This window comes from Rhizobium sp. YS-1r (assembly GCF_000757525.1).
GTDB lineage: Bacteria > Pseudomonadota > Alphaproteobacteria > Rhizobiales > Rhizobiaceae > Neorhizobium > Neorhizobium petrolearium.
Window position 1 is genome coordinate 66,270 of record NZ_JPYQ01000032.1, and the last position, 22,554, is coordinate 88,823.

Annotated in this window: 20 protein-coding genes; 18 read left to right on the forward strand and 2 right to left on the reverse strand. The window is 61.0% G+C overall.

Annotated features, from left to right (window positions below):
- Window positions 1–22: 22 nt before the first annotated feature.
- The 11 genes from pyrH to lpxB all read left to right on the forward strand — a co-directional run bounded on the left by pyrH (window position 23) and on the right by lpxB (window position 11,151).
- Complete coding sequence (pyrH, locus tag JL39_RS20490) at window positions 23–745, forward strand: UMP kinase (protein WP_037154958.1); 723 nt, start codon at window positions 23–25, stop codon at window positions 743–745.
- A 48-nt stretch (window positions 746–793) separates the two neighbouring features.
- Complete coding sequence (gene frr / locus JL39_RS20495) at window positions 794–1,354, forward strand: ribosome recycling factor (RefSeq protein WP_037154961.1); 561 nt, start codon at window positions 794–796, stop codon at window positions 1,352–1,354.
- Between the two features lie 36 nt (window positions 1,355–1,390).
- Window positions 1,391–2,134, forward strand: a complete 744-nt coding sequence (locus tag JL39_RS20500; protein WP_037154963.1) for an isoprenyl transferase — start codon at window positions 1,391–1,393, stop codon at window positions 2,132–2,134.
- A complete protein-coding gene (locus JL39_RS20505; RefSeq protein ID WP_037154965.1) occupies window positions 2,134–2,967 on the forward strand; it encodes a phosphatidate cytidylyltransferase in 834 nt (277 codons plus the stop codon). The genes JL39_RS20500 and JL39_RS20505 overlap by 1 nt, the downstream gene beginning before the upstream one ends.
- A gap of 39 nt (window positions 2,968–3,006) precedes the next feature.
- The gene (gene rseP / locus JL39_RS20510) at window positions 3,007–4,128 is read left to right on the forward strand and encodes an RIP metalloprotease RseP (protein WP_037154968.1); all 1,122 of its coding nucleotides are present in this window, start codon (window positions 3,007–3,009) and stop codon (window positions 4,126–4,128) included.
- Window positions 4,129–4,327: 199 nt separating this feature from the next.
- A complete protein-coding gene (gene bamA / locus JL39_RS20515; protein ID WP_037154970.1) occupies window positions 4,328–6,691 on the forward strand; it encodes an outer membrane protein assembly factor BamA in 2,364 nt (787 codons plus the stop codon).
- Between the two features lie 51 nt (window positions 6,692–6,742).
- Window positions 6,743–7,810 carry a UDP-3-O-(3-hydroxymyristoyl)glucosamine N-acyltransferase gene (lpxD, locus tag JL39_RS20520; protein ID WP_037154972.1) on the forward strand — a complete coding sequence of 356 codons (1,068 nt, stop codon included), beginning with the start codon at window positions 6,743–6,745 and terminating at the stop codon, window positions 7,808–7,810.
- Window positions 7,803–8,267: a 3-hydroxyacyl-ACP dehydratase FabZ gene (gene fabZ, locus JL39_RS20525; protein WP_037154974.1), complete on the forward strand. Its 465-nt coding sequence runs from the start codon at window positions 7,803–7,805 to the stop codon at window positions 8,265–8,267. The genes lpxD and fabZ overlap by 8 nt, the downstream gene beginning before the upstream one ends.
- Entirely contained in the window at window positions 8,264–9,079 is an 816-nt protein-coding gene (gene lpxA, locus JL39_RS20530; protein WP_037154976.1) for an acyl-ACP--UDP-N-acetylglucosamine O-acyltransferase, read from the forward strand. Before fabZ ends, lpxA begins: the two co-directional genes overlap by 4 nt.
- A gap of 6 nt (window positions 9,080–9,085) precedes the next feature.
- A complete protein-coding gene (locus JL39_RS20535; RefSeq protein WP_037154978.1) occupies window positions 9,086–9,976 on the forward strand; it encodes an LpxI family protein in 891 nt (296 codons plus the stop codon).
- Window positions 9,973–11,151, forward strand: a complete 1,179-nt coding sequence (lpxB, locus tag JL39_RS20540; protein WP_037154980.1) for a lipid-A-disaccharide synthase — start codon at window positions 9,973–9,975, stop codon at window positions 11,149–11,151. Before JL39_RS20535 ends, lpxB begins: the two co-directional genes overlap by 4 nt.
- 30 nt (window positions 11,152–11,181) lie before the next feature.
- On the opposite strand, the gene gltA is transcribed toward lpxB, so the two are convergent.
- On the reverse strand, window positions 11,182–12,471 hold the full coding sequence (gene gltA, locus JL39_RS20545) for a citrate synthase (RefSeq protein WP_037154982.1): 1,290 nt from the start codon (window positions 12,469–12,471) through the stop codon (window positions 11,182–11,184).
- Between the two features lie 511 nt (window positions 12,472–12,982).
- On the opposite strand from gltA, the gene JL39_RS20550 reads away from it, so the two are divergent.
- Entirely contained in the window at window positions 12,983–15,256 is a 2,274-nt protein-coding gene (locus JL39_RS20550; RefSeq protein ID WP_037155358.1) for a ComEC/Rec2 family competence protein, read from the forward strand.
- Here the strand turns inward: JL39_RS20550 and lexA are convergent.
- Window positions 15,237–15,959, reverse strand: coding sequence for a transcriptional repressor LexA (gene lexA, locus JL39_RS20555; RefSeq protein WP_037155360.1), 723 nt, complete (start codon window positions 15,957–15,959; stop codon window positions 15,237–15,239). The genes JL39_RS20550 and lexA overlap by 20 nt on opposite strands.
- A 199-nt stretch (window positions 15,960–16,158) precedes the next feature.
- Here lexA and JL39_RS20560 point away from each other — a divergent pair, with 199 nt between their 5' ends.
- From JL39_RS20560 to JL39_RS20585, 6 genes are all read left to right on the forward strand, one after another.
- Window positions 16,159–17,031, forward strand: a complete 873-nt coding sequence (locus tag JL39_RS20560) for a VOC family protein (protein ID WP_037154984.1) — start codon at window positions 16,159–16,161, stop codon at window positions 17,029–17,031.
- A 4-nt stretch (window positions 17,032–17,035) separates the two neighbouring features.
- The gene (gene kdsA, locus JL39_RS20565) at window positions 17,036–17,884 is read left to right on the forward strand and encodes a 3-deoxy-8-phosphooctulonate synthase (RefSeq protein ID WP_037154987.1); all 849 of its coding nucleotides are present in this window, start codon (window positions 17,036–17,038) and stop codon (window positions 17,882–17,884) included.
- A gap of 119 nt (window positions 17,885–18,003) precedes the next feature.
- Window positions 18,004–19,278 carry a phosphopyruvate hydratase gene (eno, locus tag JL39_RS20570; RefSeq protein WP_037154991.1) on the forward strand — a complete coding sequence of 425 codons (1,275 nt, stop codon included), beginning with the start codon at window positions 18,004–18,006 and terminating at the stop codon, window positions 19,276–19,278.
- Window positions 19,279–19,532: 254 nt separating this feature from the next.
- The gene (locus JL39_RS20575; protein WP_037154994.1) at window positions 19,533–19,850 is read left to right on the forward strand and encodes a septum formation initiator family protein; all 318 of its coding nucleotides are present in this window, start codon (window positions 19,533–19,535) and stop codon (window positions 19,848–19,850) included.
- Between the two features lie 194 nt (window positions 19,851–20,044).
- A complete protein-coding gene (pdhA, locus tag JL39_RS20580) occupies window positions 20,045–21,130 on the forward strand; it encodes a pyruvate dehydrogenase (acetyl-transferring) E1 component subunit alpha (protein ID WP_037155014.1) in 1,086 nt (361 codons plus the stop codon).
- Window positions 21,131–21,148: 18 nt separating this feature from the next.
- Window positions 21,149–22,543, forward strand: coding sequence for a pyruvate dehydrogenase complex E1 component subunit beta (locus tag JL39_RS20585; RefSeq protein ID WP_037155027.1), 1,395 nt, complete (start codon window positions 21,149–21,151; stop codon window positions 22,541–22,543).
- The last annotated feature ends 11 nt before the right edge of the window (window positions 22,544–22,554 follow it).

A 22,554-nucleotide genomic window follows, 5' to 3' on the forward strand; every position in this document is an offset into this window, starting at 1 on the left:
GTCTCGATTCCAAGGAGCCCCCATGTCGCCTCAGCCCCTCTACAAGCGTGTCTTGCTCAAGGCCTCCGGAGAAGCCCTGATGGGCAGCCAGGGCTTCGGGATCGATGTCAACATTGCAGACAGGATCGCCTCCGATATCGCAGAAGCCCGCGCCATGGGCGTCGAGGTCGGTGTGGTGGTCGGCGGCGGCAACATTTTCCGCGGCGTGGCGGTGGCGTCCAAGGGCGGTGACCGGGTGACCGGCGACCACATGGGCATGCTCGGCACCGTGATCAACGCGCTTGCACTTGCCACCTCGCTTCGCAAGCTGAATGTCGACACTGTGGTACTTTCGGCGATCTCGATGCCGGAAATCTGCGAGAGTTTCACCCAGCTCCGCACGCTGCATCATCTGGGGCAAGGCAGGGTGGTGATCTTCGCCGGCGGCACGGGCAACCCCTTCTTCACGACCGATTCGGCTGCCGCGCTGCGCGCCGCCGAGATCGGTGCCGAGGCGATCTTCAAGGGCACCCAGGTGGACGGCATCTATTCGGCCGACCCGAAGAAGGATCCGACCGCGACCCGTTTCGAGACGCTGACGCATGGCGAAGTGCTCGAAAAAGGGCTGGCTGTAATGGATGTGGCGGCGGTAGCGCTTGCTCGCGAGAATGCGATACCGATCATCGTGTTCTCGATTCATGAAAAGGGTGGCTTCGCCCAAATCTTGACCGGCGGCGGCCGCAAGACCATCGTAGCGGACAACTGAGCCGCAAGTTTTCAGGGCTGCCCAAATAACAATAAGGGAGTAGATGTGATGAGTGGAGCAATCGATCTCAACGATATCAAGCGTCGCATGGACGGCGCAATTACCGCTTTCAAGGGCGATATCGCATCGCTCAGGACCGGCCGGGCTTCGGCCAATATTCTCGATCCGGTGACGGTCGAGGCCTATGGTTCGCGTATGCCGCTGAACCAGGTCGCCAACATCACCGTGCCGGAATCGCGCATGCTCTCCGTCTCCGTCTGGGACAAGTCGATGGTGGGCGCGGTGGATCGCGCGATCCGCGAATCGCATCTTGGCCTCAATCCGATTGTTGATGGCCAGAATCTGCGCATCCCGCTTCCCGAACTCAATGAAGAGCGCCGCAAGTCGCTGGTCAAGGTTGCTCACGATTATGCGGAAAAGGCCAAGGTTGCGATCCGTCATGTGCGCCGCGATGGCATGGACGGCCTGAAAAAAGCCGAAAAGGACGGCGTAATCGGCCAGGACGACAGCCGCGCGCAATCGGAAAAAGTGCAGAAGATGACGGATGATACGATTTCCGAAGTCGACCGCTTGCTTGCGGACAAAGAAAAGGAAATCATGCAGGTCTAAGGCTTGACCTTGGCCGCCAAAGGAACCGCATAGAATATGGCGAATCCCGAACTTGCGATCATCCCTCAACATGTTGCCATCATCATGGATGGCAACGGCCGCTGGGCCAACAAGCGCGGGCTTCCCCGCACCGTCGGGCACAGCAAAGGAGTGGAAGCAGTCCGGGAAACGGTGCGCGCCGCAGGCGAGGCAGGCGTCAAATACCTGACATTGTTTGCCTTCTCCTCGGAGAACTGGAGCCGCCCTGAATCCGAAGTGAATGATCTTCTAGGCCTTCTGCGCCGCTTTATCCGCCGCGATCTCGCCGAACTTCATCGCGAGAATGTTCGCATCCGGGTGATCGGCGAGCGCGACGAACTCCAGGGCGACATTCTGCCGTTGCTGGTGGAGGCCGAAGAGACGACGCGGTTCAATACGGCTCTCACGCTCGTCATCGCCTTCAATTATGGCGCGAGAAACGAGATCGCCCGTGCGGTCGCCAAGCTTGCCCGCGACGTGGAGGCTGGCCTTTTGACGGCGGCCGATATCGACGCCGACCGGATCAGCGAGAGCCTGGACACTGCCGGCATTCCCGATCCCGATCTCATCATTCGCACGAGCGGTGAGGAGAGGCTCTCGAACTTCCTTTTGTGGCAGGCCGCCTATTCCGAACTCGTCTTCCTGCCGGAATACTGGCCTGATTTCGACCGCAAGCTCTTCTATGATGCCCTCAGGATTTTCGCGTCGCGCGACCGGCGTTTCGGCGGCTTGTCGAACCAGACCGCCGCAGTGGTCGGTTGATGAGCCCGGAACTCAAACGCCGCATCGTTTCCGGCCTGGTTCTTGCGGTGGTCGTGCTTGCGGCCACCTGGTATGGCGGTTTTTCCTTCCGCGCGTTGGCGGCGGTGATCGCCATCCTGATCTATTACGAATGGTCGACGATAACCAAACTTGGCGAACGCGATTTTTCGGCAAATGCCTTCGGCTGGGTCGCGATCCTTCTGGTCGCCTACAATATCGTCTTCGGTGAGAGGGATCTGGCGATCCCGCTTCTGGGCGGCGCTGCGATCACGGCCATTCTCATCGTGCTGTGGCGCAAGGGAAGCTGGTGGTTGCCGGGCGGCATCGTTTATGCGGGCCTGAGCGGGATATCGCTCGCCGCAATTCGGGCCGACGATCAGGCCGGGTTCGTTGCGACGCTCTTTATTTTTGCCGTCGTTTGGGCAACCGACATCTTCGCCTATTTTGTCGGTCGGGCCTTGCAGGGACCGAAACTGGCGCCAAGGATCTCACCGGGAAAGACGTGGTCGGGTGCGATCGGTGGTACCGTTTCCGCTGCCATCGCGAGCTCGGCGGTGGCGCTGGTCGTCTTTTCGCGGCTGTCCCTCTGGACCGTGGCGATCTCGATCCTGCTGTCCGTCACCAGCCAGATCGGCGATCTTTTTGAATCCTTCATCAAGCGCCGGTTCGGCGTGAAGGATTCGAGCCATCTCATTCCGGGACATGGCGGTGTCATGGACCGTGTCGACGGCCTCGTTTTCGCCTGTTTCGCAGCGTTTCTGTTGACACTTGTTTACTCGGCCTCGACGGGCCATCTTGGTATATCGGTTGCGGCCTTCCTTTTCGGTTTTTGAAGGCGCTGCGACCGATAGAATGTTGAAACGGAAACTTTGATGGCCATCCTCAGCTTCATCACCGGCTACATCATCCCCTTCATACTCGTCCTGTCGCTGCTCGTTTTCGTGCATGAGATGGGCCATTATCTCGTCGGCCGCTGGTGCGGCATCCGCTCCACCGCCTTTTCGGTCGGTTTCGGCCCGGAACTTTTGGGGTTCACTGATCGTCGTGGCACGCGGTGGAAGATCTCCGCGATCCCTCTCGGGGGGTATGTGAAGTTCTTCGGCGATGAGGATGCGGCGAGCCTGCCGGATGCGAGCGGGCTTCAGGGGATGACCGAGGAAGAGAAGGCTCAGACGCTGGCCGGGGCGAAATTGTGGAAGAGGGCGGCGACTGTCGCGGCTGGCCCGATCGCCAACTTTATTCTCGCGATTGCGATCTTCGCAGTCCTGTTCAGCGTTTACGGCAAGGTCGTTGCCGATCCGGTGGTTGCCGAAGTGCAGCCGGACAGCGCCGCTCTGGCGGCCGGCGTTGAGCCCGGTGACCGGCTGGTGGCGCTTGACGGCTCGCGCATCCGCACCTTCGACGACGTGCGGCGTTATGTCAGTGTCAGGCCCGAGACCCCGATCGTCGTGACGGTCGAGCGCAACGGTCAGGATATTGACCTGCCGATGGTCCCCAAGCGGACGGAAATCACCGACCAGTTCGGCAACAAGGTCGAGCTCGGCCTGATCGGCATCGTCACCAACGAGGAGCGCGGCAATTTCCGGGTCGAGAGCTTCACGCCGCTGCAGGCGGTGGCAGAAGGTGTCACGGAGACCGGGCATATCATCACGGGCACTTTCCGCTATATCGGCAACTTGGTGACCGGCCGCATGAAGGCCGATCAGCTCGGAGGGCCGGTGCGCGTCGCCCAGGCATCCGGACAGATGGCGACGCTCGGCTTTGCCGCCGTGATCCAGCTTGCCGCCGTTCTTTCCGTATCGATCGGGCTTCTCAATCTGATGCCTGTCCCGGTTCTGGACGGTGGACATCTCGTTTTCTATGCCATAGAGGCAGTGCGTGGCAGACCGCTGGGAGCCGGTGCTCAGGAGATGGCTTTTCGCATCGGACTTGCCATGGTGCTGAGCCTGATGGTTTTCGCGACCTTCAACGACATCAGCAACCTGATCGGCTGATGTCCTTCAAATGATGAAGGAAACTGTTTATTCACCATGTTTCCAACTGTTGCGTGGCGATTGGGTCACGCATGAGAAGGAAGTAAACAGAAATTAACGCGATCGCTTGCTTGTAGGGCAAAAGAAGGTAAAACGACACACGTGGCCGGAGTCGGGCTCCCACCCGGTGAGGGACAACGGGAAAAGGTAAGAATTGAAAATGAAGGCTGGTTCAAAGTTCTTGAACGCAGTGTCGGCGGTTGCGCTGTCTGCTAGTGTTGTTGCATCGGGCGCAGGTGTACTGGTACTTGCTTCCGCACCTTCTGCCGAAGCGGCGGTGATCCGGAGCGTCCAGGTTCGGGGCGCACAGCGGGCGGGTGAGGAAGCCGTTCGTTCCAATCTGACGATCCGTCCCGGTGTCTCCTTTTCCAACAATGACATCGACGAATCCGTACGCCGGCTCTATTCGACCGGCTACTTCTCCGATGTCCGCATCAGCGTTTCCGGCAGCACGCTGGTTGTTACGGTGAGCGAGAATCAGCTCATCAACCAGGTCGTGTTCAACGGCAACCGCAAGATCAAGGACGACAAGCTGCAGACGGTGGTGCAGACGCAGCCGCTCGGTCCTTACAGCGAGACCATGATCAATGCGGATATCGAGCGTATCCGCGAGGCCTACCGGGCGATCGGCCGTGACGATGTGGAGGTCACAACCGAGACCGCGCCCGTCGGCGAGGGCCGTGTCAATCTTGCCTTCGTGGTCAACGAAGGAGACCGTACGAAGATTGCCGACATCAATTTCGTCGGCAACCAGGCTTACGGTGACGGCCGCCTGAAATCCGTGATCATCACGAAGGAATCCGGCCCGCTCTCTTTCCTGACCCGCAAGGATATCTATAGCGAGGACAAGCTGCGCGCCGACGAGGATGCGCTGCGCCAGTTCTATTACAATCACGGCTATCCGGATTTCCGGGTGATTTCCTCGAGTGCCGAACTCGACGAGTCGACCAACAAATACAACATCACCTTCACCGTCGAGGAAGGTCAGCGTTACCAGTACGGTAACATCGGGGTCGAATCCACCGTAGAAGGCGTCAGCGGCCAGGACCTCGAAGGACTGGTCGAGACCCGCCAGGGCGGCACTTACGATGCGCGCGAGATCCAGAAGACCATGGAAGGGATTTCCCGGCGCGTTGCCGCGGCCGGTTATCCGTTCGCTCGCGTCACTCCGCGCGGCGACCGTAATATGGAAAACCACACGATCGGCGTCAGCTATCTTGTTGATCAGGGCGAGCGTGCTTATGTCGAGCGCATCGAGGTTCGCGGCAACACCCGCACTCGTGACTACGTGATCCGCCGCGAGTTCGATTTCAGTGAAGGCGACGCCTTCAACCAGGAAATGATTTCGCGCGCCAAGCGTCGCTTGGAAGCGCTGGGTTACTTCACGAAGGTCAACATCTCGACGACGCAGGGCAGCGCATCCGACCGGGTGGTCGTCGTGGTCGATGTGGAAGATCAGCCGACCGGCTCGTTCGGTATCGGTGCCGGCTATTCCGCCGGTGGCGACGGCTTCATCCTGGAGGCCTCTGTCGAAGAGAAGAACTTCCTGGGGCGCGGACAGTTCATTCGTGTCGCGGTCGGTGGCGGTCTCGACGATGCCCGCACCTACAACATTTCGTTCACCGAGCCCTATTTCCTGGGTTACCGTCTGGCCGCGGGCTTCGACCTCTTCAAGAGCTCCACGTCGTCGAACGATTATTACGACTACGAGGAACAGGGCGTCACCTTGCGCGTCACGGCGCCGATCACCGAGGATCTGGCGACGACGTTCCGCTACACCTACAAGGAAATCAAATACGACAACGACGGCGCTTTCGGGGCTGATGGGCTGCCGTTCACGGCCGACGACAACGTTTCGTATCCTTATGCCGCGATGATCGATGAGGGAACGTTCGTTCAGTCGTCGATCTCGCAGACGCTGACTTACAACACGCTCGATAGCCAGACGCTGCCGCGCGAGGGTATCTATGCGACGATCACGCATGAATATGCAGGTCTTGGCGGCGATTCCGACTTCTACAAGATTTCCGGCCGCGCCCGTTATTTCCAGACGCTGTCGACGGAAGCGGACCTGATCGGCTCGATCGCGGTCGGTGCCGGTCACGTTGTCTCGACGGGTGATGATCTGCACGTCTTCGATCAGTTTACCATCGGCGGCCGCCAGATTCGTGGCTTCGAGAACGACGGTATCGGTCCGCGCACGGTCGATCATGGCAATCCGTTGGGCGGCACGACTTACTTCACGGCCTCCGCTGAAATGTCCATGCCGATGCCGGCTTTCCCGGAGGATTTCGGTCTGCGCGCCGCTGTCTTCGCGGATGCCGGTACGCTTTACGGCAATGACGTCAACCTGGGTACCAGCACCGCGCAGGGTACGGACATGTCCTGGCGTGCGTCCGTCGGCGTCGGCGTCATGTGGGCATCGCCGTTCGGCAATATCCGCTTCGACTACGCCAAGCCGGTCGTCAAGGAAGACTTCGACGAAACCCAGGAATTCCGGTTCAGCATGGCGAACCAGTTCTGATCGTTTCCGCCCGCGACAGTGGGCGGAAATCTGTTCTGGAGTTCCGGTTTTATGGACCCCAACGAATTCTTTCCGCCCCATGATGGCATGAGCCTGCGCGAGCTGGCTGTCCGTCTTGGGGCCGAGCTGCTTGACGAGAGTGTCGGCGGCCGGATGATCTATTCGGTGTCGCCGGTTGCGCGGGCGGGCGAAGGGCAGATCTGTTATATCCTGTCCCGCAAGAGCCGGCATGAACTCGAGACCTGCCGGGCGTCCGCAATTCTCTGCGAGTCGGCCATCAGTGCGATCGTTCCCGACCATATTCCTGTCTTGTTGACCAAGACGCCGCATACGGCCTTTGCGCAGGCCGGAGCGATCTTGCATCCGCAGGCAATGCGGCCGGCGCCGGTCACGTCATCGCCGCTGGGCATTTCGCCTGCGGCTTTCGTCGATCCCACGGCAAAGCTGGAGCCGGGGGTTGAAGTCGAGCCTATGGCCGTGATTGGTGCCCGGGCGGAGATCGGCAATGGAACGCGGATCGGTGCGGGCAGCGTTGTCGGCGCTGACGTCAGGATCGGCCGGGATTGCACGATTGCCGCAGGCGCGAGCGTTCTCGCGGCCCTGATCGGCAATAATGTCATCATTCACAACGGGGCCCGCATCGGGCAGGACGGGTTTGGTTATGCACCGGGCCCGAGGGGCATGCTGAAGATCGTGCAGATCGGCCGCGTGATCATCCAGGACAATGTGGAGATAGGCGCCAACACGACCGTCGATCGTGGGGCGATGGACGATACGGTGATCGGCGAAGGAACCAAGATCGACAACCAGGTTCAGATCGCGCATAACGTCCGCATCGGTCGCCATTGCGGCATCGCCGCGGGCGCGGGCATTGCGGGCTCCACGAAGATCGGCAACGGTGTATTGATCGGCGGCGCGTCTGGCATTAATGGCCATATCACCATCGGCGATGGAGCCCAGATTGCTGCGATGAGCGGTGTGGTCGCCAATGTTCCGCCGGGTCTGGTCTATGGCGGTATTCCGGCCCGGCCGATGAAGGATTTCTTGCGGGACATGGCCGAGATCATGGCGCGGTCGGATGAGCGGGCAAAGCGCAAAGGAGAAAAGAAGAATGACTGATGAGACCAAGCCGGAGCTCGGCGCGGCCGACATTCAGGAAATCATGAAGCTGCTGCCGCACCGCTATCCTTTCCTGCTGGTCGACAAGATCATTGAGATCGATGGCGACAATTCCGCTATCGGCATCAAGAACGTAACCGCCAGCGAGCCGCATTTCACCGGCCATTTCCCTGATCGGCCGATCATGCCGGGCGTGCTGCTGATCGAGGGCATGGCTCAGACTGCCGGCGCCATATGTGCGCGGAAGGAAGGCGAGGGCGGCTACCTCGTCTATTTCATGACCATCGACAACGCCCGTTTCCGCAAGCCGGTCGTGCCGGGTGATCGGGTCGAATACCATGTCATCAAGCAGAAGCAGCGCGGCAATATCTGGAAATTCCATTGTGACGCCAAGGTCGATGGCGCGCTTGTTGCGGAAGCCGATATCGGCGCGATGATGCGTAAGGGCGGCGAATGAGCAAGATCGCTGCCAGCGCGCGCATCCATCCGCTTGCGGTGGTCGAAGACGGCGCCGTCATCGGCGAGAATGTCATCGTCGGCCCGTTCTCGCATGTCGGTCCGCGCGTCGTGCTGAAGGATGGCGTCGAGCTGATTTCCCATGCGGTCGTCACCGGCAATACGGAGATCGGCCGCAATTGCCGCATTTTTCCGATGGCGGTGATTGGCGGGATCTCGCAAAGTCTTCATGAGGCCGGCGAGAGTTCCTCGCTGACGGTCGGCGATAACTGCACCATTCGCGAAGGCGTCACCATGAACTGCGGCACCGTCGGCGGCGGCGGCAAGACCGTTGTCGGCAACAATTGCCTGTTTCTCGCAAATTCCCATGTCGCCCATGATTGCCGGCTCGGCAACGATATCATCATGTCCAACAATGTCATGTTGGCGGGGCATGTGTATGTGGCGGATCGCGCCATCCTCGGCGGCGGCTGCGCCGTGCACCAGTTCACCCGCATCGGCCGACAAGCCTTTATCGGCGGGCTTTCGGCGGTGAATTACGACGTCATTCCCTATGGCATGCTGAACGGCAATCCGGGCGTGCTCGGCGGGTTGAACGTGGTCGGCATGACGCGCGCCGGCATCGAGCGTTCGACCATCCACGCGGTGCGACGCGCCTTCAAGCAGATCTTCGAAGGCGAGGGCAATATCCGCACCAATGCGGCGGCGATCCGTGATGAATATGCCGATTGCAAGGAAGTGATCGAGATTCTTGATTTCATAGCGGCCGACAGCGACCGCGCTCTCTCTTCTCCCTTCCGCGGCAAGGGCTGATCTGCCGTGCCGGGCCTTGCGCCGAAGGGCCGGCTGGCAATCGTCGCCGGAAACGGATTCCTGCCGGTCCACCTGGCGGAGGCCGCGCGTGCGACCGGTGAAAATCCCTTTATCATTCCGCTGCGCAATGAGTCCAACCAACGGTTTGACGGCTTCGAGACTGCCACGGCCAGCATTGCCGACATCGTCGGCTTCGACCGGATTTTCCGCGAGAAAGGCATCGATCGCGTCGTGCTTTCCGGCGGGGTTACCCGGCGGCCGGACTGGCGCGACATTCGCCCCAACTGGAAGGCGCTGCGCAAGCTGCCGCAACTGGTCCGCACGCTGGTATCCGGCGGCGACGACGCGCTGCTGCAGGCGGCGATCGGTATTATCGAGGCGCAGGGTTGCCGGGTGATCGGCGCGCATGAGATCGCTCCCGGGTTGCTGGCGAGGACCGGGCCTCTTGGCGCCCACAAGCCTTCCGAAGAGGACTGTCGCGATATCGAAATGGCTTCGGAGGCGGCCCGGCGCTTAGGCGAACTCGATATCGGCCAGGGCGCGGTGAGCGTCGGCGGCCGCGTGGTTGCGCTCGAAGGTGTGGAGGGCACGGATCGCATGCTGGAGCGGGTCGCCACCTTGCGCGCCGAGGGACGTATTTCAGCACGTCGAAAAGGAGTGCTGGTCAAACTCTGCAAACCGCAGCAGGATATGCGCGCAGATCTTCCCGCAATTGGCCCTTCGACCGTCGAGAATGCGGTGAAGGCCGGGCTCGCAGGCATCGCTGTGGAGGCCGGACGTGCGTTGGTACTGGAGGAGGAGACGATGATCGCTGCCGCGGATGCCGCAGGCATTTTCGTCTTCGGCATCGACCTTGGCCTTTCGAATTCCGGCCTGCTGAATGGAGGATTGTCATGAGCAGGGCCTTGAAGGTCGGTGTTGTCGCTGGCGAAGTCTCCGGCGATCTTTTGGGTGGCGATCTGATTGCTGCGCTGAAGGCGGCTCATGGCGGACCGGTCGACCTGATCGGCGTCGGTGGTGATGCGCTGGCGGCGCAGGGCCTGGCCTCGCTTTTCGACTTTTCCGAACTGTCGATCATGGGCCTCACCCAGGTGCTGGCCCGCCTGCCGAACCTGATTAGAAGGATCAACCAGACGGCCGCGTCGATCGTCGCCGCCAGGCCGGATGTGTTGGTCATCATCGACAGCCCGGATTTCACCCATCGAGTCGCGAAGAAGGTGCGGGCGGCTCTGCCCGATCTGCCGATCATCGACTATGTCTGCCCGAGCGTCTGGGCGTGGAAGGAATATCGCGCCACGGCGATGCTCGCCTATGTCGACCACGTGTTGGCCGTTCTGCCCTTCGAACCGGAGGCGATGAAGCGGCTCGGCGGTCCCGAGACGACATTCGTCGGCCATCGGCTGACCGACGATCCGTCGCTGCTCAAGGTGCGCGGCATTCGCGCCGAGCGTCCCGCGAAGGTAAAGCATGAGGAGAAAACCATCCTGCTTCTGCCGGGCTCGCGATCGGCCGAAATCAAGGCGCTGCTGCCGGTGTTCGGCGAAGCGGCACGGGAATTCGTCGCGCGCAACGGCAAGGCACGCTTCCTGCTGCCGACCGTACCGCGCCAGGAGAAACTGGTGCGCGAACTAGCGGCAGCCCTTCCGGTCAAGCCCGAGATCACCGTCGACGCGGAGAGCAAATGGGCAGCCTTCGCGGAAGCCGATGCGGCGATTGCCGCCTCCGGCACCGTCATTCTCGAACTCGCCCTCTCGAACGTGCCCGTCGTCTCGGCCTACAAGGCGGACTGGCTGATCATGCTGATGTCGAAGCGGATCAAGATCTGGTCCGGCGCGCTGCCGAATCTGATCGCGGATTATCCTGTGGTGCCGGAATATATCAACGAAGTGGTGCGGCCAGGCAGCCTTTGCCGCTGGGCGGAGCGGCTGTCCAGCAATACCACGCAGCGGTATGCCATGATGGAAGGGTTTGATCTCACCTGGCAGCGCCTGCAGGTGCCTGTGCCGCCGGGCGAAGCAGCGGCCGGCGTCGTTCTCGAAATTCTGGACAAGAAAAAACCCGGCCATCTTTGACCGGGTTTTTCATTTCGAATTTGGCTTCGATCAGCGCTTGGAGATCGGCAGGTAGTCCCGCATCGGCTCGCCGGTGTAGAGTTGGCGGGGGCGACCGATGCGCTGCTGCGGATCTTCGATCATCTCGGCCCACTGGGCGATCCAGCCGACGGTACGGGCAAGCGCGAAGAGCACGGTGAACATCGTGGTGGGGAAGCCCATCGCCTTCAGCGTGATGCCCGAATAGAAGTCGATGTTCGGGTAGAGCTTCTTCTCGATGAAATATTCATCGGTAAGCGCGATGCGCTCCAGCTCCATGGCGACCTGCAGCAGCGGATCGTCCTTGTGGCCGAGCTCGCCGAGAACTTCGTGCGTCGTCTTCTGCATGATCTTGGCGCGCGGATCGTAGTTCTTGTAGACGCGGTGGCCGAAACCCATCAGACGGAACGGATCGTTCTTGTCCTTGGCGCGGGCAATATATTCCGGGATGCGGTCGACCGTGCCGATTTCCGTCAGCATGTTGAGTGCCGCTTCGTTGGCGCCGCCATGGGCCGGGCCCCAAAGGCAGGCGATGCCGGCCGCGATGCAGGCGAACGGGTTGGCGCCGGAGGAACCTGCGAGGCGGACCGTCGAGGTCGATGCGTTCTGTTCATGGTCCGCATGCAGGATGAAGATGCGATCCATGGCGCGCGACAGCACCGGATTGACGACATATTCTTCGCACGGAACGGCAAAGCACATGCGCAGGAAGTTCGACGCATAGTCCAGGTTGTTCTGCGGATAAACGAAGGGCTGGCCGATGTGGTACTTGTAGGCCATCGCGGCAAGGGTCGGCATCTTGGCGATCATGCGCAGCGAAGCGACCATGCGCTGATGCGGATCGGTGATGTCGGTCGAGTCGTGGTAGAAGGCGGAAAGTGCGCCGACGCAGCCACACATGACGGCCATCGGATGAGCGTCGCGGCGGAAGCCGGTGAAGAAGCGGCTCATCTGCTCGTGCACCATCGTGTGATGCGTGACGCGATAGTCGAAGTCCTTCTTCTGGGCGGCGGTCGGCAGTTCGCCGTAGAGAAGCAGGTAGCAGGTTTCCAGGAAATCGCCGTGCTCGGCGAGCTGCTCGATCGGATAGCCGCGATGCAGCAGGATGCCTTCGTCGCCATCGATATAGGTGATCTTGGATTCGCAAGATGCTGTCGAAGTGAAGCCCGGATCGTAGGTGAAGGTACCGGTCTGCTTGTAGAGGGAGCCGATGTCGATTACGTCCGGACCGATGGAGCCCGACTTGATCGGCAGATCGACTTGTCTGTCGCCGACTACCACGTTTGCGCTTTTATCCGTCATGCTGATCCTCCAACCTTTTGGCGGCGTGGCGCCCAAAAAGCGCCACAAGAATTAAGCGTCCGATGCTTTGCTATATGATCCGAAAGCTGATGCCAAGCAGTCGTTGGTAGCATTTTGTGCAGCGCGAAAGAATATTAGGCAACCGCTTTTGCTTGGGCTTCCAACTTGTTGTTGCAACCCGGTTCAGGTCTCTGGGATTGCTGAGGTTTCCCGGGCAGTTGACGGGAGGGTTGGAAACGCGCAGGTTGCATCGTCGCATGATTTGGCGACGGGGCGGGCTTAGCGTTTCATGTCGGAAGACACTGCGTTTCCGAAGCTGATCAAGACGGGGCGGCCGGCAACCAGGCCGATGGATTTCGCGTTCGGCGAAGACGCATCCCGATCGGTGGACCAGGGGCATCTTTCTGAGCTTTCTCCAGCGTTCGAACGAAGGTCGGTGGCGCATCCGGGGAGGGCGCTTCCGCATCGTATATCCGTGGGTTTGAAGCGCCTGTGGCGCAATGCGCCGTCCATGATCTTGGAAGAGGAGGCGCATGGGCATGGCTTCCTCTTCGTTCCCGTTGTCGTCGGTGCAGGGGCCGCATGCTGGTTCTCCTTGCCGCAAGATCCGGCTTTTCTGCCGTTTTTTGTGGCTTTTCTCGCATGCACCATAATTGCTGCCATAACGCGTCACCAATTCGGCATGGCACGTATCATCCCGGTCGCCGCCGCACTCTTTCTCGGCGGCATGATGCTCGCGGAGCTGGAAACATGGAGGCAAAGTACAGTCGTTCTCGACTCGCCGGTGACGACCGAACTGACCGGCGTGGTCGAGCGGCGGGAAATCGATGCGAATGGACGCTGGCGCTATTTAGTCCGCGTCGGACGGACAGCCAATCCCGAGATCCGACGCCCTCCGGAGCGGGTGTCGCTGCTTGCCAGGGCGCGGCACGAATCTGCGGAAACCGGCGAGACGATCAGTGGCCGGGTACGCATATCGCCGCCTTCGGGTCCTGCACTGCCGGGGCTTAACGATTTCGCCTTCTCTTCTTATTTCGATGGTATCGGCGCCGTCGGCTTTTTCTATGGAGTGCCGAATAAGGAGGCAGGCCCGGCGTTGCCGCGAGCCTGGATTGCAGAATTCGAAAGCGGGCTTTTCGATCTGCGCAGCGCCATCGCAAGCCATATTCGCGAAACGGTGCCGGGCGATGCGGGCGCCTTCGCAGCCGCGATCGTGACCGACGAACGCCGGGCTATTTCCAAGGAGACCACCGAGGCGCTCCGGCTTTCCGGACTTGCCCATATCGTCGCGATCTCCGGGCTGAACATGGCGCTTGCCGCCGGCATCTTCTTCGTCGGCGTCCGCACTGTCCTTTCGTTTTTTCCCGGGTTTGCCCAGGCCTATCCGGTGAAGAAGATCGCTGCCGCCGGCGCGCTCCTGATGGCGACCGCCTATTACCTGATTTCCGGCTTCGGTGTTTCAGCCGAGCGGGCGTATATCATGATGGCGGTCATGCTTGTCGCAGTCTTCTTCGACCGGCCGTCGATCAGCTTGCGCAATGTGGCGCTTTCGGCCCTGATCATTATCGCCGTTTCGCCCTCGGAAATCCTGGGGCCCAGCTTCCAGATGTCCTTTGCGGCGACCGCAGCGCTGGTCGCCGGTTATGCGCTCTGGAAAAATCGATCGAAAAAGCACGATCCGGAACCGCTGCAAATTCGTCACCCTGTGGTGACGCCGGTACTGGCTTCCTGGAAATTCATTGCGGGCATTCTCGCCACGACCCTGATCGGCAGCACGTCGACGGCGATCTTTTCGGTCGAGCATTTCCATCGGATTGCGACCTATGGCGGTCTGGCGGCAAACCTCGCCGCCATGCCGATCATTTCTTTCGTGGTCATGCCGGCCGGACTGGTCGGCATGCTGCTCGTACCGTTCGGGCTCGATGCGCCCTTCCTGAAGCTCATGGGTCTCGGCCTGGAAGCGGTGATCTCCATAGCAAGACATGTGGCGGCCTGGGGCGGCGACGCCGGTATCGGCCGTCAGCATCCCTGGTTCCTGCCTGTCTCCACGGCCGGTTTTCTTCTGCTGACCCTTTTGAGAAGCAGGCTTCGGCTGGTCGGCATTCCGCTCGTTGCAGCCGCATTGTTGTTCTCCTGGCACGAACGATCGAAGCCCCTGCCGGATATTCTCGTTTCCGAGGACGGAACGATGATTGCCCTGATAGGCAGGGAAGGCATTGCCACCAACCGCACCCGCCCGCCCGATTTCATCTACGGCCAGTGGAAACGGGCACTTCTCCTGGGCGATCCCATAAAACCGGACGTGTCATCAGCAAGAGATAAACCGCCCGATGGGAAGCCTGAGGAGCGCCGCGAGCTGACGCAGGCCGAAATCGAGACGGCGCGGTCCCGCATCAGGCAGGTGCCTGCCGGTCATTTCGTATGCGAGCCGCGTGTCTTCTGCGGGGTGAAAACTTCCGGGGGCACCATCATAGCCTCCGTCGAAGACAGCCGTTATGCCGGTGCGGCCTGCGATGCCGCCCATATCATCATCGCGCCGCGCGCCCGTTTCGATCACTGCCGCTCCGGCGCATTGATGATCAACGGCAATGCTTTGCGAAAGACTGGTGCGCTCGAAATTTCCCTGCACGGCGCAGCCGACATCCGGCAATGGACTATTCGCCCCGCCATGGCCGGCCATGACCGCCCCTGGAGCAGGCATCGCCACTATGACTGGCGGAACAAGATGTTCGCCTCGGCGCTCCCGGAACAGCTTCGGCAATTGATCAATGGTAACGGCGGATGAGGCCGACCAGCTTGCCCTGGACCTTTACCCGGTCGGGCGGGAATATCCGGGTTTCGTAGGCCGGGTTCGCGGCTTCCAGCGCGATCGAGGCGCCACGGCGGCGGAAGCGCTTCAGCGTCGCTTCCTCCTCGTCCACCAGCGCTACGATGATGTCTCCCGGATTGGCGGTGTTGCTGTTGCGGATGATCACCGTGTCGCCGTCCAGGATGCCGGCCTCGATCATCGAATCACCCTTGACTTCCAGCGCGTAATGTTCGCCGGAACCAAGCATCTCGGCGGGCACTGCGATATCATGCGTGTTGTTCTGGATCGCCGAGATGGGCACGCCGGCGGCGATGCGGCCCATGACGGGAACCGTGGTGGCGTTGGAGAGATCGTCGTTGGCTGCGGGCTTGGCCGGAGCGGCAGCGACCGGCTGCGGCTTGCCGAGGCTGCCCTCGATAACACTCGGCGAGAAGCCGCGGCGTGGCTGCAGGCTCGGCTGATAGGCTTCCGGCAGCTTGATGACTTCAAGGGCACGTGCCCGGTTCGGCAGGCGGCGGATGAAGCCGCGCTCCTCCAGTGCGGTGATCAGCCGGTGGATGCCGGACTTCGACGCGAGGTCGAGCGCGTCCTTCATTTCGTCGAAGGAGGGCGGCACGCCGGATTCCTTCATGCGTTCGTGAATGAACAGAAGCAATTCCTGCTGTTTGCGCGTGAGCATATTTGGCACCTTGAGAGTCGGAAACAAATCAAGAACATACACTATATGTTCCATATGTGTTCCGCAAGTCCCTAAATTTTCGTGAAGTATGATGATTTTTCTTCATGGATGTCTGCAACATATCTCTTTCGACACCACTTGCTCGAAGCCGATCCGCTGCCAATGTAGTGCTGCGATTCCGGATTCTGGGGGCTCTCGCGTGAATGCTAGACTAATCGATCATCTCGTTCTGCCGGTGGCGGACCTTGCCGTCGCGCGTTCGCGACTGGCAGAACTCGGATTTACAGTTGCGCCGGAGGCCTTTCATCCTTTCGGCACGGCCAATGCCTGCGTGTTTTTCTCGGATGGGGCCTATCTGGAGCCGCTGGCGATCGCCAACCGGCGTCAGGCGGCAGCCGCGGCCAAGCGCGGCAATGTCTTCACCGCCCGGGATCTCGCCTTCCGCAAGGCGCGTAACAGGCAGGGCTTTTCGGCCCTCGCGGTTGCCACGGGCGATGCGGCAGCCGATCACGCGCGTTTCAGGCTGCGCGGGATTTCCGCGGGCGATATCCTGGAATTCTCCCGCGGCGTGAAGATGCCGGACGGTTCCGAGACTGAGGCAAGCTTCCGGCTGGCCTTTGCGGGAAACGAGCATGCGCCGGATTTCTTCTTGTTCTCTGCACAGCGGATCAATCCGCTGCCGGCCGATCGAGGCGAACTGGAACGCCATTCCAATACGGTGACCGGCTTGAGCGAGATCGTTCTTTCGGCCGCATCGCCCGACGATTTTGCGCCCCTGCTCGAAGAGGTGCTGCTCGCGAAAGCCGGGATCGAAGCTGCGGCCGTGGAGCTTGTCGCTTCGAACACACGCATCCGCGTCATGCAGGATCAAGATCTCGAATCGGAATTCGCCCTTGTGCCGTTGCCGAATGCCGAAGGTCTGCGCGGCCGGGCGATCATCTTCAAGACTGCCGATCTTGCCGTGACAGAGATCATCCTTGCTGCTAATGACGTCGCATTCGTCCGCCGGGAAGGCCGTGTGCTGGTCCAGGCGGCGCCCGGCCAGGGTGTGTTGTTCGGTTTCGAGGAATAGTCTCATGGAAGTTTCCGCCAATCCGCGCGTCTCCGTCGGTGAAGGGCACGGCAAGGTCGTCTTCGCACAGGATGCCCGCCTGTCGCTGATCGCCGGCCCGTGCCAGATGGAAAGCCGCGACCACGCCTTCATGATGGCGGGTGCGCTGAGGGAGCTTTGCGACAAGCTCGGCATCGGGCTTGTCTACAAATCATCCTTCGACAAGGCGAACCGCACGTCGATTTCCGGCAGGCGCGGCATCGGGCTCGAAAGCGCCATGGAAATCTTCGCCGATCTGAAGAAGGAATTCGGCTTCCCGGTTCTCACCGACATTCACACGGAAGAGCAGTGCGCCATCGTCGCCCAGACCGTGGACGTGCTGCAGATCCCGGCCTTCCTTTGCCGCCAGACGGACTTGCTTGTCGCTGCGGCGAAAACCGGCCGCGTCATCAATGTCAAGAAGGGCCAGTTCCTGGCGCCCTGGGACATGAAGAACGTGTTGGCCAAGTTCACCCAGAGCGGCAATCCGAACGTGCTGCTCTGCGAACGCGGCGTCTCTTTCGGTTACAACACATTGGTGTCCGACATGCGCTCGCTGCCGATTATGGCGGCGATGGGCGCTCCGGTCGTCTTCGACGCGACGCATTCGGTCCAGCAGCCGGGCGGGCAGGGCGGCTCCACCGGCGGCCAGCGGGAATTCGTCGAGACGCTGGCGCGGGCGGCCGTTGCCGTCGGTGTCGCCGGCCTCTTCATCGAGACCCACGAGGACCCGGACAATGCTCCGTCTGACGGTCCGAACATGGTGCATCTCAAAGATATGCCACGGCTTCTGGAAAAGCTGCTTGCCCTCGATGCGGTCGCAAAGGCTGCCTGAAGCGCCCGCCTGAAAAAGCGCGAAAAGCGGCTGCACTGTAATTTTCGTGTCACTGACCATGGGACATGGTCAGTGACACGAACCATATAGATCTGACGTCCAAGCCCAGGGAGAGTCTTTTGACCGCCATCACCGATATCATCGCCCGTGAAATCCTCGACAGCCGCGGTAATCCGACGGTTGAAGTGGATGTCTATCTGGAAGACGGTTCTTTTGGCCGTGCAGCTGTTCCGTCCGGCGCGTCGACCGGCGCGCACGAGGCGGTCGAACTGCGTGACGGCGGCAAGCGTTACGGCGGCAAGGGCGTCGAAAAGGCTGTCGAGGCGGTCAACACCGAGATCTTCGATGCGATCGGCGGTTTCGATGCCGAAAGCCAGATCCACATCGACAAGACGATGATCGCGCTCGACGGCACGCCGAACAAGTCGCGCCTCGGCGCCAATGCCATCCTCGGTGTGTCGCTCGCCGTCGCCAAGGCCGCCGCCGAATCCGCCGGCCTGCCGCTCTACCGCTACGTGGGCGGTCCGAACGCGCATGTCCTCCCCGTTCCGATGATGAACATCATCAACGGCGGCGCCCATGCCGACAACCCGATCGACTTCCAGGAATTCATGATCATGCCGGTCGGCGCCGATACGCTGCGTGACGCGGTGCGCATGGGTTCGGAAATCTTCCATGTCCTCAAGAAGGAACTCGCCGCCCAGGGGCATAACACCAATGTCGGCGACGAGGGCGGTTTCGCTCCGGGCCTGAAGAGCGCCCCGGAAGCCCTCGATTTCATCATGAAGTCGGTCGAGAAGGCCGGCTACAAGCCGGGCGACGACGTCTGCCTGGCGCTCGACTGCGCCTCGACGGAGTTCTTCAAGGACGGCAAATACGTGATGGAAGGCGAAGGCCGCACGCTGGAATCCGGCGCCATGGCCGATTACCTCGCCGAGCTCGTCGGCAAGTATCCGATCATTTCGATCGAGGACGGCATGGCGGAGGACGACTGGGACGGCTGGAAGGCGCTCACCGACAAGATCGGCGCCACGTGCCAGCTCGTCGGCGACGACCTCTTCGTCACCAATTCCGCGCGTCTGCGCGACGGCATCCGCATGGGTGTCGCAAACTCCATCCTCGTCAAGGTCAACCAGATCGGTTCGCTTTCGGAAACGCTCGATGCCGTCGAGACCGCCCACAAGGCGCGCTACACGGCTGTCATGTCGCACCGTTCGGGCGAGACGGAGGATTCCACCATCGCCGACCTCGCGGTCGCCACCAATTGCGGACAGATCAAGACCGGCTCGCTGTCGCGCTCCGACCGCCTTGCCAAGTACAACCAGCTCATCCGCATCGAGGAAATGCTGGGTCCGCAGGCGGCTTATGCCGGCCGCGGCATTTTGAAGGCCTAAACTCCACGCCCCTCCCTCACCCTCTCCCCGCACGCGAGGAGAGGGGATGTCCCTCCGCGCGGCGTTGTGAATGGGCAAAACGGCGCGACATATTTCTTCTCCCGTCAGAACGTACGGGGCTTCCACGTCCTGAATGTCGAGATCGGCGGACTCGATTCTAGTTAGCGATTGCTTAAGCAAGTTCTGCGAATTTGAAATTCTGTTCGGATCGATTTCTGCGATCCCCGTAGAGCGTGACAAGGCGTTGATTGGGCATGTGGACGAAGCATCACAGACAAAGAAAATTCGGTCGTTTTGTCCTCCCCGCCATTACCGTCGCCTTCCTTTCATACTTCGGCTATCATTCTGTGCATGGTGATCTGGGTCTGATCGCCACCGAGGAATTCGAGCGTCAGCGGCAGGCGCGTGCCGAGGAGCTCGCCAGGCTGACGGCCAGACGCGAGGCGCTTGAGCGGCAGGTGCAGCTCATGAGTGACGGCTCTCTGGAGAAAGATATGCTCGATGAGATCGCCCGCTATCAGCTCAATGTTTCGCGCAACGACGAAATCGTCATCTTCAACAGCTACTTCTGAGTTAACCGGAATCTGGTTAACTTAACATTTCGCAAGTCTTTTCAGTGTGTTGTGCGGAATGTGAGCCATGCATTTATGGCATTGCTGGGGTCTCGTTTCTTGCCTATGGTACGGCCTCGAAACCGGAGCGGGTTTCCGACGGCCAGCGTCGGGCACTAAAGCCGCTCTCCATGCAGCACGAGAGGGAGGGATGAATGGCGCCGACCAAAACCGCGTCTGTATCCGGCCGCAAATCCGCGGCAAAGTCTGCTACGGCAAAATCTGTTACCAAGACGGCATCCAGGCCGGCAAAGAAGAATTTCGACGGCGGCACCTTTGCTGACTTCAGCAAGGAAGAGGAGCTCAAGGCCCTCCGCGACATGCTCCTGATCCGCCGCTTCGAGGAAAAGGCCGGCCAGCTTTATGGCATGGGCTTCATCGGCGGCTTCTGTCATCTCTATATCGGCCAGGAAGCAGTCGTCGTCGGCATGCAGATGGCGCTGAAGGAAGGCGACCAGGTCATCACCGGCTACCGTGACCACGGCCACATGCTGGCGACGGGCATGAGCGCGCGTGGCGTCATGGCGGAGCTCACCGGGCGCCGGGGCGGCTATTCCAAGGGGAAGGGCGGCTCCATGCACATGTTCTCCAAGGAAAAGAACTTTTACGGCGGTCACGGCATCGTCGGCGCCCAGGTCTCGCTCGGTACCGGTCTGGCCTTTGCCAACAAATACCGCGGCAACAATGCGGTCAGCACCGCCTATTTCGGTGACGGCGCGGCCAACCAGGGTCAGGTCTACGAGAGCTTCAACATGGCCGAGCTCTGGAAGCTGCCGGTCGTCTATGTGATCGAGAACAACCGCTATGCCATGGGCACCTCGACCGCCCGGGCCACGGCGCAGGCCAATTTCTCGCAGCGCGGCGCTTCCTTCAACATTCCCGGTTTCCAGGTGGACGGCATGGATGTACGCGCCGTGAAGGCTGCCGCCGACGAGGCGATGGAACATTGCCGGTCCGGCAAGGGCCCGATCATCCTCGAAATGCTGACCTACCGGTATCGCGGCCACTCCATGTCGGATCCGGCCAAGTACCGCTCGAAGGACGAGGTACAGAAGATGCGCTCCGAGCACGACCCGATCGAGCAGGTGCGCGCTCGCCTTCTCGAAAAGGGCTGGGCGACCGAGGACGAATTGAAGGCGATCGACAAGGACGTCCGCGACATCGTCGCCGACAGCGCCGATTTCGCCCAGGCCGATCCGGAGCCGGATGTGTCCGAGCTCTATACCGACATTCTGCTCTGATCGAGGGGAGGGAGTTTTATGCCTATCGATATCCTTATGCCCGCCCTTTCCCCGACCATGGAGGAAGGCACGCTCAGCAAATGGCTGAAAAAAGAAGGTGACAAGGTTACCTCCGGTGACGTGATCGCCGAAATCGAGACCGACAAGGCGACCATGGAAGTGGAAGCCGTCGATGAGGGCGTGATCGGCAAGCTGCTCGTTCCGGCCGGCACCGAAAACGTCAAGGTGAACACCAAGATCGCCGTTCTCCTCGCCGACGGCGAAAGCGCTGCCGACATCGGTTCTGAAGCGTCCGCCGAAACGCCGAAGGCTGCGGCTCCGCAGGTACCGCAGGAAGAAAAGCCGACTGAAACCGGCTCCGCATCCGCACCTGTTCCGGCCCAGCCGATCGCGCCGACGGCCTCCGACCCGGATATTCCGGCCGGCACCGAAATGGTGACCATGACCGTCCGCGAAGCGCTTCGTGACGCCATGGCGGAAGAAATGCGCCGCGACGAGGATGTCTTCGTCATGGGCGAGGAAGTCGCCGAATACCAGGGTGCCTACAAGATCACGCAAGGGTTGCTGCAGGAGTTCGGTCCCCGCCGCGTGGTCGATACCCCGATCACCGAGCACGGTTTCGCAGGCGTCGGCGTCGGTGCCGCCATGGCCGGTCTCAGGCCGATCGTGGAGTTCATGACCTTCAACTTCGCCATGCAGGCGATCGACCAGATCATCAATTCGGCTGCCAAGACGCTCTACATGTCCGGCGGCCAGATGGGCGCTCCGATCGTCTTCCGCGGTCCGAACGGTGCGGCCGCCCGCGTCGCCGCCCAGCACAGCCAGGATTATGCCGCCTGGTACAGCCATGTCCCGGGCCTCAAGGTCGTCATGCCTTACACGGCAGCCGACGCCAAGGGCCTCCTGAAGGCTGCCATCCGCGATCCGAACCCGGTCATCTTCCTGGAAAACGAGATCCTCTACGGCCATCATTTCGAAGTGCCGAAGCTTGATGATTTCGTGCTGCCGATCGGCAAGGCCCGCATCCACAAGACCGGCAAGGACGCGACCGTCGTCTCCTTCGGCATCGGCATGACCTATGCCGTGAAGGCGGTCGAGGAGCTTTCAAAGGAAGGGATCGAAGTCGAATTGATCGACCTTCGCACCATCCGCCCGATGGATCTGCCGACGGTCATCGAATCGGTCAAGAAGACCGGCCGCCTCGTCACCGTCGAGGAAGGGTATCCGCAGTCGTCGGTCGGCACGGAAATCGCAACCCGCGTCATGCAGCAGGCTTTCGACTATCTCGACGCGCCAATCCTGACGATCGCTGGCAAGGACGTCCCGATGCCTTACGCGGCGAACTTGGAAAAGCTGGCGCTGCCGAATGTCGGCGAAGTCGTCCAGGCGGTGAAGACCGTCTGCTACAAATAAGGGGAGGGCGT